The sequence below is a fragment of the Oculatella sp. FACHB-28 genome (genome assembly GCF_014696015.1).
GTDB lineage: Bacteria > Cyanobacteriota > Cyanobacteriia > Elainellales > Elainellaceae > JAAUTN01.
The window spans coordinates 79,459-92,928 of the sequence record NZ_JACJPJ010000098.1; the positions used below are offsets into that span (position 1 = coordinate 79,459).

The 13,470-nt window shown below is 49.1% G+C and carries 11 protein-coding genes and 1 pseudogene; 7 read left to right on the forward strand and 5 right to left on the reverse strand.

The genetic code is table 11. The annotated features are described in order from the left end of the window. Positions 1-9 precede the first annotated feature (9 nt). The gene (locus H6F88_RS27590) at positions 10-744 is read left to right on the forward strand and encodes a DUF928 domain-containing protein (protein ID WP_190646018.1); all 735 of its coding nucleotides are present in this window, start codon (positions 10-12) and stop codon (positions 742-744) included. An 80-nt stretch (positions 745-824) separates the two neighbouring features. Here the strand turns inward: H6F88_RS27590 and H6F88_RS34695 are convergent. Together H6F88_RS34695 and thrS are read right to left on the reverse strand one after the other, a co-directional pair. Continuing rightward, positions 825-1,806 (reverse strand): annotated as a pseudogene (locus H6F88_RS34695) (spore photoproduct lyase family protein). A gap of 374 nt (positions 1,807-2,180) precedes the next feature. After that, entirely contained in the window at positions 2,181-4,049 is a 1,869-nt protein-coding gene (gene thrS / locus H6F88_RS27600) for a threonine--tRNA ligase (protein WP_190646019.1), read from the reverse strand. Between the two features lie 312 nt (positions 4,050-4,361). Between thrS and H6F88_RS27605 the strand changes: the two genes are divergently transcribed. Both H6F88_RS27605 and H6F88_RS27610 read left to right on the forward strand, forming a co-directional pair. Further along, positions 4,362-4,691 (forward strand): DUF2605 domain-containing protein, encoded by a 330-nt coding sequence (locus H6F88_RS27605; protein ID WP_190646020.1) that lies wholly within the window; start codon positions 4,362-4,364, stop codon positions 4,689-4,691. A gap of 199 nt (positions 4,692-4,890) precedes the next feature. Then, on the forward strand, positions 4,891-5,223 hold the full coding sequence (locus H6F88_RS27610) for a DUF2973 domain-containing protein (protein ID WP_190646021.1): 333 nt from the start codon (positions 4,891-4,893) through the stop codon (positions 5,221-5,223). A gap of 51 nt (positions 5,224-5,274) precedes the next feature. Here H6F88_RS27610 and H6F88_RS27615 read toward each other — a convergent pair whose 3' ends face one another. Continuing rightward, entirely contained in the window at positions 5,275-5,622 is a 348-nt protein-coding gene (locus H6F88_RS27615; RefSeq protein ID WP_242050742.1) for a (2Fe-2S) ferredoxin domain-containing protein, read from the reverse strand. A 156-nt stretch (positions 5,623-5,778) separates the two neighbouring features. On the opposite strand from H6F88_RS27615, the gene H6F88_RS27620 reads away from it, so the two are divergent. Genes H6F88_RS27620 through H6F88_RS27630 form a run of 3 tightly spaced genes read left to right on the forward strand, consistent with a single transcriptional unit; the run spans position 5,779 to position 7,535 of the window. After that, positions 5,779-6,147, forward strand: coding sequence for a 2Fe-2S iron-sulfur cluster-binding protein (locus tag H6F88_RS27620; protein WP_190646023.1), 369 nt, complete (start codon positions 5,779-5,781; stop codon positions 6,145-6,147). Beyond that, positions 6,137-6,676, forward strand: coding sequence for a thermonuclease family protein (locus H6F88_RS27625; protein ID WP_190646092.1), 540 nt, complete (start codon positions 6,137-6,139; stop codon positions 6,674-6,676). Before H6F88_RS27620 ends, H6F88_RS27625 begins: the two co-directional genes overlap by 11 nt. A 37-nt stretch (positions 6,677-6,713) precedes the next feature. Further along, a complete protein-coding gene (locus H6F88_RS27630) occupies positions 6,714-7,535 on the forward strand; it encodes an inositol monophosphatase family protein (protein ID WP_190646093.1) in 822 nt (273 codons plus the stop codon). 110 nt (positions 7,536-7,645) lie between these two features. Here H6F88_RS27630 and H6F88_RS27635 read toward each other — a convergent pair whose 3' ends face one another. Then, on the reverse strand, positions 7,646-9,373 hold the full coding sequence (locus H6F88_RS27635; protein ID WP_190646024.1) for a hypothetical protein: 1,728 nt from the start codon (positions 9,371-9,373) through the stop codon (positions 7,646-7,648). 140 nt (positions 9,374-9,513) lie between these two features. Between H6F88_RS27635 and H6F88_RS27640 the strand changes: the two genes are divergently transcribed. Continuing rightward, positions 9,514-11,067, forward strand: a complete 1,554-nt coding sequence (locus tag H6F88_RS27640; protein ID WP_190646025.1) for a glycosyltransferase family 39 protein — start codon at positions 9,514-9,516, stop codon at positions 11,065-11,067. Between the two features lie 2 nt (positions 11,068-11,069). Here H6F88_RS27640 and H6F88_RS27645 read toward each other — a convergent pair whose 3' ends face one another. Continuing rightward, on the reverse strand, positions 11,070-13,469 hold the full coding sequence (locus H6F88_RS27645; RefSeq protein ID WP_190646026.1) for a response regulator: 2,400 nt from the start codon (positions 13,467-13,469) through the stop codon (positions 11,070-11,072). Between the last annotated feature and the right edge of the window lies 1 nt (position 13,470).

Consider the following 13,470-nt stretch of genomic DNA (forward strand, 5'->3'; position numbering starts at 1 on the left):
AACAACGTCATGACTTACATCCAATCTTTGCTGTGCCGCCTATCTATTGCAGTTGTCTTGATTTTAGAACTGGCGATCGCCCCCCAAGCAATGGCTGTTCAGCAGACGCTCAAGCAAACCCTACCTCCACCCCCGCCTAACAATCCAGGTAGCTCAGCCGCAGGAGGACGTCGCAGTGCATCCACCTGCCCCCAAGATGCGATCGCGGCAACAACCGATCCCTTATTGACTGCTCTTAGCCCAACGACTACACCGGGTTTAAGCCTGGCAGAGCACCCTACGTTTCTGGTATACGTGCCCAGCACCAGTGCCGAGAACGCAGAGTTTAGCCTTCGCAGCCGAGACGGACGAGGCATTTATCGAACAACAGTCCCCCTGACGGATACTCCTACTTTAATCAGCGTTTCCCTTCCCGAGCAGGTTGCTCCTTTAGAAATTGGCAGTCTCTATACATGGTCATTTGCTATCATTTGCAACCCAGACAATCGTATCGAAGATCAGTTTGTTACAGGCAGCATTCAACGTATCGAGCTAAACCCAGTCCGTCTGAGTCAAATTGAGCAATCTCCCCCTGCCCGGCGTATTGCACTATATCAAGAGGATGGCATTTGGTACGATGCCCTTACTCTCCTATTTGAGTTAAAGCGCAGCCAACCTGATGATCTAAGTGTCGATACGACTTGGCGTGAGTTCTTGCAGTCAGGGGGAATTGATAGCACGATAGATAGCAATTTAGACCAATAACAACTATCTCCGAAAGATACAAGGAGCAGGTTTTAAGGGTGGTTTCTTGGATGCCCACAGACCTACTCTAATCCTCTCATCTAAAACGCGTAGCGAATGGTGCAATAGGGTAAGCGCTCCTGCATTAACTGAGTAAGGGCATCCACGAGAGTTCCTTTAAAGCCGCGCTTATAGCGGACATTCTTGCCACCCGTCTGAGAATGCTTCTGTTCCTGCAAATCAGGTTGCCAGAGTAGGGTCTCTCCTTGCGGATGCCAGCCCATGTTAACCGCGTGCAGTTTATCGTTATGAGTCAGGAAAATGATTTCTGCTTTCAGTTGGGCTTTTGCTTGGGGTGACAGCGTGTCGTCGATCTGCTGCAACAGCTCCTCGTAGTCAGTCAGCCAAGTATCGGTGTAGATCACCGGTGCAAGGTTAATGTGAACTTCATAACCCGCTTCGACAAAGTCGTTGATGGCGGAGATGCGATCGCCAATACTAGAAGTGCGAATGTCCACAATCTGGGCTCTTGACTGAGGCATTAAGCTAAACCGAATGCGAGTCTTGCCCTGTGGGTCATAGTCAAGCAACGCACGATTAACACGCTTTGTGGCAAACGTTGCTTTTGCATTTGGAATGGTGCGAAAAAGCTGAATGATATCCTTCACATTGACGCTGAAGATATCGCTGAATCTGCTCGATGTTGACAAATGTAGTAATAGGATTAGCAAAGCCCTTGCGCCGGGCCACGTAGCAGTATGAACAAGCCATCGCACAGCCATTTGCATGGGAAGGTGCAATAAAGTCAGAACTGCGAGAGTTAGGACGTGCCTGAAGTGACTTTTTCACACCCAGAATTAAGACACTTCGCTTGCTCCGGTTCCAGTCTTCTACGGCTCCCTCGTTGCCATGTAGTTCAGGAATCTGCCAGTGTGACTCGACCTCAATTCGCTGCGTATCGGAATATTGAGCAAAAATCTCCTGCCCTCGCGGAACTTCTAAAACAGCGGGTTCATAATAGATCGTCTGAATGTTGAGAAGGCGGTTAAGCGCCTCACGGTCTTGCTCTTGTGGCGTGGCAATCTTCAAACTCAAAACACAAAATCCAATTCATCAGCTCTTTCAAGATAGATCTTGAGCCAATAGAATTCATCCCAGACAACCGCCCCAGATGGAGAGATTTCCTCTTTCTAGTAAATTTTATCCTTTACCCACTACCGAAATGCCCTTAAAGCAGGGCTTGTACCCTTACTTTTGCTCTGTTCTATGAACTGAGGAATGGTTTCAACAATAGGCGAATTAGGGAAGGTCGGACTGGTCTCAGATTCACTGTATTTACCAGCTTGAAGAACGCTAACCTTTAACCTGCCATTCTCGTAGCGCCACAGTTCAGGAACACCTAATACCCATAGGCGCTAAGAAGTAGGGTGCGTCACGACGCACCCTATCAAGTTTGGTTAGAAGTGGCTGTAGTGAGCGATCGCCCCTTTCACCCGCTCAATCACTTGCTCAACTGGAATTGCGCCGAGATCCTGCGTTTCCTTTCCGGCTTCACGAATACGGACGCTGAGAGAATTGGCTTCCACTTCCTTTGCGCCAATGACGGACATGACCGGAATCTTTTCCTTCTCAGCATTGCGGATTTGTTTGCCAAGGCGATCGCCACTGTTATCCACTTCGACGCGGATGTTGAGCGATCGCATCTTAGCTGCAACTTCTTTAGCGAAAGGCAACTGCTCTTCACCCACCGGCAACAGGCGTACCTGAACCGGAGATAGCCATAGCGGGAAGTCACCTGCATACTCCTCAATGAGAATGCCAACTAACCGTTCGAGAGAGCCAAACGGAGCGCGGTGAATCATCACAGGGCGCTTGCGGCTACCGTCCTCCGCCACATACTCTAGGTCAAACCGTTCGGGTAAGTTGTAATCAACCTGCGCCGTACCCAACTGCCACTCGCGATCGAGCGCATCCTGGAAGATAAAGTCGAGTTTTGGCCCGTAGAAAGCTGCTTCCCCAATGCCTTCAAAGTGATCCATGCCTAGCGTTTCTACCGCACGGCGAATGGCAGATTCTGCCTTATCCCAGGCTTCATCGGAGCCAATATATTTATCTAGCGCAGGGTCACGGAAGCTGAGTCTGGCTCTGAAGTTTTTCAGCTGCAGATTCTTAAACACCGACAGGGTTAAGTCCACGACGCTGAGGAATTCCTCATCCAGCTGTTCGGGCGTGACAAATAGGTGGGAGTCATCCACCGTAAAGCCCCGAACGCGGGTTAGTCCGCCCAGTTCGCCCGATTGCTCGTAGCGGTAGACTGTGCCAAACTCTGCCAGCCGCATGGGCAGTTCCCGATAAGAGCGCAATTCACTCTTATAGATCTGAATGTGGAAGGGACAGTTCATTGGCTTTAGCGCAAAGCCCTGTTCTGCCTGACGGGAGTCGTCATCTTCCGCCATCATCGGGAACATGTCTTCTTTGTAGTTTTGCCAGTGTCCCGAAATTTTGAACAGGTCAACCCGTCCAATATGCGGTGTAACGACAGGCAGATAACCACGCTTGACTTGCTCTTGCTTAAGGAAATCTTCTAGCGTCGACCGCAATACCGTTCCCTTAGGAGTCCACAGCGGCAAACCCGGTCCAACCGGATCGGCGAAGATAAATAGCCCTAGTTCTTTGCCCAGCTTGCGGTGGTCGCGCTTAAGGGCTTCTTCTTTGCGGCGCTTATATTCAGCTAACTGCTCTGGCGTTTCCCAAGCAGTGCCATAGATACGCTGAAGCTGCGCTTTGGTTTCGTCGCCGCGCCAGTAGGCACCCGCCACGCTTTCGAGGGCGATCGCATCAGGATTTAGTTCAACCGTGCTCTCCAGGTGCGGACCAGCACACAAATCCCACCACTGGTCACCCAAATGGTAAATCGTAATCGGGGCTTCTAGCCCTTCCAGGATTTCTAATTTGTAAGGCTCATTAATTTCCTTAATGCGGCGTTCAGCTTCTTCCCGGCTGATTTCTTCCCGCGTCACGGGCAGCTTTCGGTTGATGATCTTAGTCATCTCCTTCTTAATTGCCTTTAAGTCTTTCTCGGTAAACGGTTCAGGACTGTCAAAGTCGTAATAAAAACCGTTTTCGATCCAGGGTCCAATAGTTACCTGCGCCTTGGGAAATAGCTTTTGTACGGCCATCGCCATCACATGTGAAGCGGTGTGACGAATTTTTCTTAAATGCTCAGATTCGCTGGTGCGCGGCAGGTAGACTTTCTCTGGCTGCTTTTCTGACTGCTGTTGAAGCGGTTCGGGCTGTTGGGAAAGAGATGATTCTAGGTTAGGCATTGTCTGGTGATCGGTTGATAGAGACTACAAATGGACAAAATCGGTCAAAGAATGAGTCGTTCAGCAATTCCGTAGTTCGGTTTGGGGTTAAAGCTGTGCTAGTTCGCATAGGTCATAGGGTTGAGTATTCTACAGCCTCTATCTTACACGGGGGACAAGGAAGGATGAAGGATGAAAAGTTAGCGAGCAGAAGCTGATCCTTATTCTTAACCCTAGCCCCCAGCCCCTAGCCCCTACTTCCCTTCTAATAATTGTTACGAAACGTAAATTAAGTTAAGATTTTAGTTAAGCTAGAATTTTATATCTGAATCAATGTTTAACTCTTCTAATTTCAATGTGCCTGAGCCTGAGCTGCTCAAGACTTTGTTGGAGCCTCTGCTGGAAGATTTTCAGTATTGGTTTGGGCGATCGCGCACTTTACTCGAATCCCAAACCATCAACTTTTTGGGTGACGAGAAGCAGGCAGCCCTGTTGGAGCGAGTCAAACAAGCCCAGCAGCAGGTTAGCACTGCTCAAATGTTGATGAAAGCAACCGACAACCAGGTTGGGGTAGAAACTTCGGTATTAATGCCTTGGCATCAGTTGGTTACGGAGTGCTGGCAGGTTGCCATTCAATTTCGCTTAGAAAATCCGGTTGATTAGGTTCCTAAGCCTATGGTTGAGGCAAAAAATCTGAGAAAATATGGATGCTTAGATTAGCTGAATACCCTACAAGTTAGATAGGTACTTTTGTTGCAGTCGATTTAGTCGTCTGCATGGCTTCAGGTTCTGTAACTACCAAGAGCGCGTTTTAGTAAGAGTATTTTGTTCCGGTGAGCAGTCGGTCTAAAGGAGAGCGGTTATGTTACATCTAATTTACATTCTTGCCTTTACAGTTTTAGCGTTTCTAGCGGTTGGCAATTTGATTCGCAATCTAATGACGCTTGGCATTGAGTCTCAGCGTTCTTATGCTCCGCAAGGTCGATTTTCACCCAACTCAACGGGTCAGCCTCAAGTAGGATATGGGCGAGTGCGTTCTGTGCCCCACCCAGAACTGTTGGATGAGGCTGGAAACATTGTGAATGAGCCATTCTTAGTGATGCGCTCCTTTACAGTCGAAGATGCGCGTGAGCAGCTTGATGCACTCTACAACTCGTCACCCAGCAAGAACGATGAGGCACACGGCGAAGTTTAGAATATAAGTTTTATTAAATTTGAAGCAGGGGTGCATTCCGCTCCTGCTTTTTTAATCTTGGGGTGAGAAAGCGTCCATCCGAGGATGAAACCGGGGATGCAGCAATGCTTCTACAGGTTTGTCCGACTGCAAGTGGTGCTCAATGATCACAGGCACATCGGTGGGCTTAACCCGGCAATACCAGGTGTTGTCAGGAGCAACCTTCACCGTTGGGCCAGAACCGCACTGCCCCATGCAATCGCTAGCGCTGACAAATACGCCAGGAGTTGCAGCAGCTTGAAAGGCAGCCAACACATCAGCCGAGCCACTTCGCAGGCAAGAGCGGTGCTGACAAACCAAGACACAGCGACGCTTGGCTTGAGCGGGTTGATCGGTTGAGTCGTTCAATAGCTGATCCAAAACGTCTGATTTTACGACTTTAAGCTTTATTAAAAATAGCAAACCCAGTCTTATATTAGACCTCGTGCGTGAACGGTAGCTCTTAAAGTGATGCTTTGTTGGGCGCAGAGCGCTTTATCATACAGAGGTTGTGTGTTTTTCTGGTTATCGAGATCCATGATTCGCTCTTATACTGTCCGGATTCACAATAGCCAGACAGAAACCTATCACACGGTACAGGTTCCTGAAGATCGCTATATTTTGCAAACTGCTGAGGAGCAGGGCGTGCAATTGCCTTTTTCGTGCCGCAATGGAGCTTGCACAGCCTGTGCGGTGCGAGTACTCTCTGGTGAAATTCACCAGCCTGAAGCAATGGGGCTTTCTCCCAAGCTAAAGGATTCTGGCTATGCGCTGTTATGTGTCAGCTATCCTCGCTCGGATCTGGAGGTAGAGACTCAAAATGAAGACGAGGTGTATGAGCTTCAGTTTGGTCGCTATTTTGGCAAAGGACGGGTTCGGGCAGGTTTACCGTTGGATGAAGATTAGGGAATTTCTCCTGCTTCTTTGCTGTCTGTTGCTCATCGGCTGTCAAGCATCTATTAAGCCTCAAGGCACAGTGGTGCAGGTGTCGCGAGCCGTTAGTGGACAAACTATTGAGGTTTTAGACCCGACCGGACAAACAGTTCTCAATCAGGAAGTTCGACTGATAGGAATTGATGCGCCCCATCCAGAGCAGGAACCTTGGGGAACTGAGGCGAGAGAACGATTGGCAGAACTGGTAGAGGGACAGACGGTTTTGCTAGAGGCAGATGTAGCAACGCGAGACGGCTATGACCGAATTTGGGGCTATGTCTGGCTGAATGACCTACTAGTCAACCAGCAGTTAGTTGAGGACGGTTTGGCGCTATCAGTCGGGACACCCCACCCCAAATATGGCGATCGCCTCACTCGTGCCCAAGAAAAAGCGCGACTCTTAGGCGTTGGCATTTGGAATCCGCAGCAGCCAATGCGACAATTACCCTGTGAATTTCGACAACAGCGATCGCCAGACGAAACCATCTCCTGCCCCAGTTAATATCTTCTCTCCTCCCCAACCTCTAACCCCAAATCCCATGCCCCACTCCCCCGCCCAACTCCAAACCCTGCTCGACATTGCAACCGAAGCGGCTCTTGCAGGAGGAGCAGTTTTGCAATCTTACTGGGGGAAACTGGAGGAAATTCAGGAAAAAGGACGACCCGGAGATCTGGTGACTGAGGCAGACAAAGCGTCAGAGGTAGCTGTTTTAGAAGTGTTGCAGCGGCATCTGCCCGACCATCCCATCCTGGCGGAAGAGTCAGGGCAACTGGGAGAAGCGACCAGTGAGTATCTGTGGGCGATCGACCCGCTGGATGGCACCACCAACTATGCCCACCAATATCCCTTTTGCTCCGTTTCGGTTGGTTTGCTGATTGATGGAGTTCCACAAGTTGGCGCAATCTTTGATCCATTTCACGAGGATTTGTTTCGGGCTGCAAAAGGACTGGGAGCAACCCGAAACCGCCGCCCCATCTCTGTTTCAAAAACTGCTGAGTTAGGTAAAAGCCTACTGGTGACAGGCTTTGCTTACGATCGCCGCGAAACCCCTGACAATAACTATGCTGAGTTCTGCCACCTGACCCATTTAACTCAGGGAGTACGGCGTGGTGGGTCTGCCTCCATTGACTTGGCGTATATTGCCTGTGGGCGGTTGGATGGCTACTGGGAACGGGGACTATCACCCTGGGATATGGCTGCTGGAGTCATCTTGGTAGAAGAGGCGGGCGGTCAGGTGACTGCTTACGATGAAAGCCCTTTTGTGATTAATTCAGGACGAATTCTGGCAACCAATGGGCAAATTCATCAGGCACTGAGCCAGGAACTTTTGCAGACAAAACCTTTGGCGGAATATAGCTAGGTATAGAAGCAATATTACAGCCATGTTCCGATGGGTCCATAGCGTAGGGGTCGTTTGCGAACGACCCCTACAGGGATTTGTGGTTTATCCAAGGGGAAACGGCTGTGAGTTCAGTCTGACAATCCTAAAAGGCAGTCAGCTTGTAACACGATCAAATTTTCAACTTCGAAGGCAGAACACTGTTCTAATGCGCGGCTCAGTGCAGGGACGTTGCCTTGCTGCATCGTGGTGACTACTTCTGCCGCAACTTCTTCGTGCTGCCTGACCCAGCGTTCGTCTACGACATATTCGGCGGTGAGTGAATCTTGCTCCAGCACCCAAAAGTCAATTCCATATTGCTGAATAAACGCCTTCACAGCGGATAAATCGGAGCTGTATTGCGCTCGAATTAAATCAACAACACGCTCTCGAAACTTGCGATAGTAGCCAAGCTGATAGGGAATGGCATATTCCCGACCGACCAAAATTGATCGCTGAGCAAAGGAGGGAATGTTGTTAATTTCGTTAGACAAGGAAGCAATCAGCGTATCTTTGGGCTGCTGCTGAAAAAACTCATATAGGGCTGGAATTTCACCGACTTTGTAGTTAGGCTGAGGAAATTCTTCGACCAGGCTGGGGTAAAAAATCAGTCCGCCGCTCAGCAGGGCAGTAAGCCCCACGGCTAGAAGTTTTTTGTAGGCAACCCGATCGCCTGGTTGATTTGCCCACTGAAATAGAGCATCCAGAATTGCCGTAATAGCGATCGCCGCTGCAATTGCCATGACAAAGCGAAAGCTGTGCTGAGTATAGCGGCTGGGTAGCTGAAGCTTAAACAGCAGCAGATGCGCGATGAGAAACAAACCTACTGATGCCAAAATGATCTGCGGCAGTAGCTTCCCCTGACTGGTCACCTGTCGCAGCAGCGGAAAGCGATCGGGAAAGCGCCAGATGAGCGGCAATAGTAAACCGCTCAGCATCAATCGGGGCACCCACAGCGCCGGAAAAATACCGCTGCGCTCTGCCACCAGCCAAAACTCAAACGGATCTTTGATGAAGAAGCGCGATCGCCCATCCTCACCAAAGTCAGCCAATTCTCGCGCCTCAGCAGGTGTAATAGTCGGGCCAAATTCTGACGATTGCAGCGCAAATGGCAATAGCACCAGTACCGCTACAGCCAGACCTGCTAGACAAAATCCATAGTCTGACCGAACCTTAGAAAAGCCTGGTTTCCCCTGGTTCCACTGAAGCGGTTGGAGGCAGAGAATTCCGGCTGAGATTAGGACACATTGCGGGTAAAACAATCCCTGAAGGGCGATCGTCCCCAGCATCGGGAGGAGCGATCGCCGCAGCAAAAAATACAGAAAAGCTGCAAATAGCGGATACAGAAAGGCTCTAGGGGTTGCAGAGGACAGATCGTCCTTCATCCACACGTTTTGATTCAGCAGCAGCGTCGTTAGAAAACCCGTCACCGGAATCGGCAAAATCTGCAGACTGATGCCAAACACAAAGCCCGTCGTGATTAGACTGAGGGCGATCGGCAGCAGCTTATTAAAAATCATCGGGTCAATGCCCAGCAAAGCTCCCAAACGATACAAACTGGTGTAGCCAACGGGTACAGCAGACTGAAAATAGTCAGCAATCAAGTCTTCTGGAAACAGCGCTGCATCCATGAACCGCTGCATCCAAAAAACATGTTGACGAGCATCATCCTGCACCACATACTCACTGCCAAACGCCTGCTGAAGCCCCAAAATGCCATAAATTGCCGCGAAAGCTAAACTAAAGCCAAACCAAAACTTTAGCTGAGACCCAGATTTATGAGCCGTTTCAGACATAAACAAGTGATGTAGACGAGCCATTAGAATAGCAGCGATAAGGAAGGTACAGGTTGATCACATCTGATTGTAGGGTGAACCATCGTCCACCCCTGCAACTGAATCAGCCTGAAATATTGTAAGCTTCTGTGAAAGATCGAACCTGCTGAGAAACCGCTTTGAGTATGAACAGCAAATCAATATGGCGTTTGAGGAAACATTTAACCGGGTTACACGTCTTCATCGCGATTGTGCTGGTTCTCGGCATCTTTTTTCGCTTTGTTAACCTCGACCGCAAAGTCTACTGGCATGACGAAACGCTCACCTCTTTGCGAATCTTTGGTCACACCGAGACAGAACTGGTTCAAAAAGCATTTGACGGTGAGATTATTACTGCTGAGCAGCTTCAGCAATTCCAGCAGCCCAGCTCCGAAAAAGACCTGGGCGATACCCTCACCGCCCTCGCCGGAAACGCCGAGCATCCACCCCTCTACTATCTGATGGCGCGGCTGTGGGCAAGCTGGTTTGGTAGTTCGGTTGCTGCCATGAGAAGCCTGACTGCGGTAATTGGCGTTTTGGCACTTCCCTGCGCCTACTGGCTGTGCCTGGAACTGTTTGGTTCTGCTCAGGTTGGATTAATCGCAATGGCAGTCATTGCGATCTCCCCCTTCCACGTGCTGTACTCTCAGGAAGCGAGAGAATATAGCCTCTGGACCGTCACAATTCTGCTATCTAGTGCAGCCCTGCTCAAAGCAATTCGGCTGGGGAAAGCCGTGAACTGGGGGCTTTACGCAATCACCATTGCATTGGGGCTTTATGCTCACCTCTTAGCGGTGTTGGTGAGCGTGAGTCACGGTATTTATGTTCTGCTAAGCAAAAATCTGCGTGATAAAGCATTTAAGCCTTACCTGCTCGCTTCGGGGGCTGGAATTTTGTCTTTTACACCCTGGTTAATCGTTGTCATTTCAGGGTTTTTTAAAATTCACGACATCACAGCAGGTTCCCGCCGGGGTTTGACTTTTTCATCGCTAATAGACAAGTGGTTTCTCAATTTCAACCGAATTTTTCTTGACCATGAACAAGGTTCGTTGAATGTCCTGTTTGTGGTTTTGACAGCCTATTCCTTTTACTTTCTTTGCCGCAAAACACCCAGGTCAGTTTGGCTATTTGTGCTTAGTTTAACTGGAGTGACTGCGCTCACCTTGCTCTTACCAGACGTCATTCTGGGAGGTCGACGCTCTACTCTAATGCGATATGCAACTCCATGCTGTTTAGGAGTTCAGCTTGCCGTTTCCTATCTGATCGCAACCCAGCTGAATGGTGAGAAGGTGCGCCAACGCAGAATTGCAAAAGCATTTTTGGCAATCCTTATTACATTGGGTGTGATTGGCAATTCCCTTAGTGCGCAGGCAGATGTTTGGTGGACAAAAAGCCGCGATCGCAGCGGACATTATCTACCAGTCGCCGACATTCTAAATGGATCCAATCGACCTTTGCTCATTAGTGATGCTGACCCCATTGCGCTGCTTGCTACCAGCCGCTATTTACAGCCAGATACTCCCATGCTACTGGTTTTCCCACCCGAGATTCCTCGAATTCCTGCCTATCCGGGAGAGCGCTTCTTGTTTGATGCGTCTTACAGATTTCGTGAAACGCTCCAGACCCAACAAGGATTTGAACTGATGTCTATCTACGCTAAAGCTGAGGTTACGCACCTTTGGGAAATCGTTGAGAAATAGCCTTAGAGGGAATTGATATTGATATTGGGTTGAAATCCTGGTTGAACGGGCTGTTCTAATACAGCCTGCAATGTTTGCAGCAGCTCTTGAATGGTGTAAGGCTTTACAACAAAACCTTTGATTCCGCTAGCCTCTCTCAACTTACCGTTAGACACAAATCCACTGATGGCGATCGCCTTGATCTGCGGATCAATTTTTAGGAGAGTTTGAATGGTTGTGATGCCATCCATAGAGGGCATCATCATATCGACCAGCGCAACAGCAATTCTGTGTTTGTGTTGAGCGCAAAGTGCAATTGCTTCAATCCCATCATTGGCTGTCAGCACATGATAGTTATAGGCTTCTAGCGAAACTTTGATTGTTTCTAAAACTGCCGTTTCATCGTCCACCACGAGAATCCATTCTGCATTCCCGTTGGATGAGGCAGCGGGCTCTACTCGGGGAGAAACGGAGGCTTCGACCGCTGGTAAAAACACTCTAAATTCAGTTCCTTCGCCCACTTTGCTCAATACCTCGATGAACCCTCTGTGACTCTTGACAATACCTCTTACCGTAGAAAGTCCTAACCCTGTCCCTTTCCCAATCTCTTTCGTGGTGAAAAACGGTTCAAAAATTCTGTCTACGATTTCGGTTGACATTCCGGTTCCGGTATCTTTGACGCTCAGCCCAATATAAGAACCAACGGATGCGTCAAGATTCATGCGGGCATAGTGTTCATCTATAAACAGGTTTTTGGCAGAAATGGTGAGTGTGCCGCCGTGAGGCATCGCATCACGCGCATTGACGACTAGATTCATCAGCACCTGATGCAGGTGGGTCGCGTCTCCAGACACTAACCAAAGCTCTGGCTCCACATTAGTCGACAACTCAATAGATTTAGGAAATGTCTTTTCAGCAATCTGCTCAATCTCGTGGACTAGGTGCTTTACCTGCACGATTGTCCGCTTACCCTCGACACCGCGAGCAAACTGAAGCACTTGCTTGACTAGAGCTGCCCCACGTTTGGTGTTGGTTTCAACGATTTTAAGCAAATGCTTACTTTGCTCGTCGGCATTGGGAAACTTCAACTGCAACAGCTGTGCCGTACTTAAAATGGGCGTCAGAATGTTGTTGAGATCATGAGCAATACCACCTGCAAGCGTACCCAAACTTTCGAGCCGTTGCGTTCGCAGGAATTGGCTCTCGAGCTGTTTCTTCTCAGTGATGTCTGTATTAACCGTCAAAACAGATTTGGGTTGCCCCTGGGCATCGCGCATTAATGTCCAACGGCTAGCGACGATGATTTCTTTGCCCTGTTTATTCACCTGATGCAATTCGCCTTGCCAGGTACCACACTCCATTAAGCCTCTTTGAGCCGTTTCAAGTTGGTCAAGCGAGTCTAACCGATACAAGAGCCGATTTGCGTCCTGGTTGATGACCTCTTCAGCCTTCCATTCGTAGACTTGCTCTGCTCCCTTATTCCAATACTTAATTTTGTTGTTTAAGTCTCGTACCAGGATGGCATCTGTTGTGATGTTGAGTAGAGCTGCCTGTTCCCGGATCTTGTCTTCTGCTTGCTTGTACTGTGTCAAATCAAGCACAAAGCTAACGATCGCCTCTTCAGATTCATCCAGCAAAGCCCCGCCGATCATCACAGGAATGCGGTGTCCATCCTTGCGGAAATATTCTTTCTCAAAGGCACTAAACGCTCCAGAACTGGCTAGTTCTGCTATTGCTGCCTGATTGAGATAATCATATTCTGGAGGCGTAAGGGTCTGCCAATTGATCTTTCCAGCCTGTAGGTCAGCGCGACTGTATCCAATGATTTGGAGGAAGGCGTCATTGGCATCTGTAATCCTGCCATCAGCCATGCTAAAAATCACCCCAATCACGTTGGACTCGATTAAATGTCTAAATCGAGCTTCACTACGCTGTAGTGCTTTAAATGCTTGCTCGCGTTCTGCTTCTAGCTGCTGACGCTGTTGGATTTCCTTTTCTAGCCGCTCATTCTGTTCTGTTAGCCGCTTGGCTAAATTTTGCAGTCGAACGTGAGTGTTGACTCGCGCTAGAACCTCTTCGTGGTTGAGCGGTTTAGTGATGTAATCAACTGCTCCAAGATTTAAGCCTTTGACCTTGTCGTCGTTATCGCTAACCGCGGTCAGAAAAATAATTGGAATTTCCTGGGTAGCTGGCTTGCTTTTGAGCCGACGGCAGGTTTCAAACCCGTCTATACCGGGCATAAGGATGTCTAGCAAAATCAAATCAGGTGGGGCATATTCTGCCAGAGCGATCGCTCTTTCCCCATCTTCAGCCACCACCACTTTGAACCCAGCAGCCTCTAGTAAATCGAGCAGCACATCTAGATTCGTGGGGGTATCATCCACGATCAAAATCACACCTTCTTCCGCAGTCCCTGTAACCATG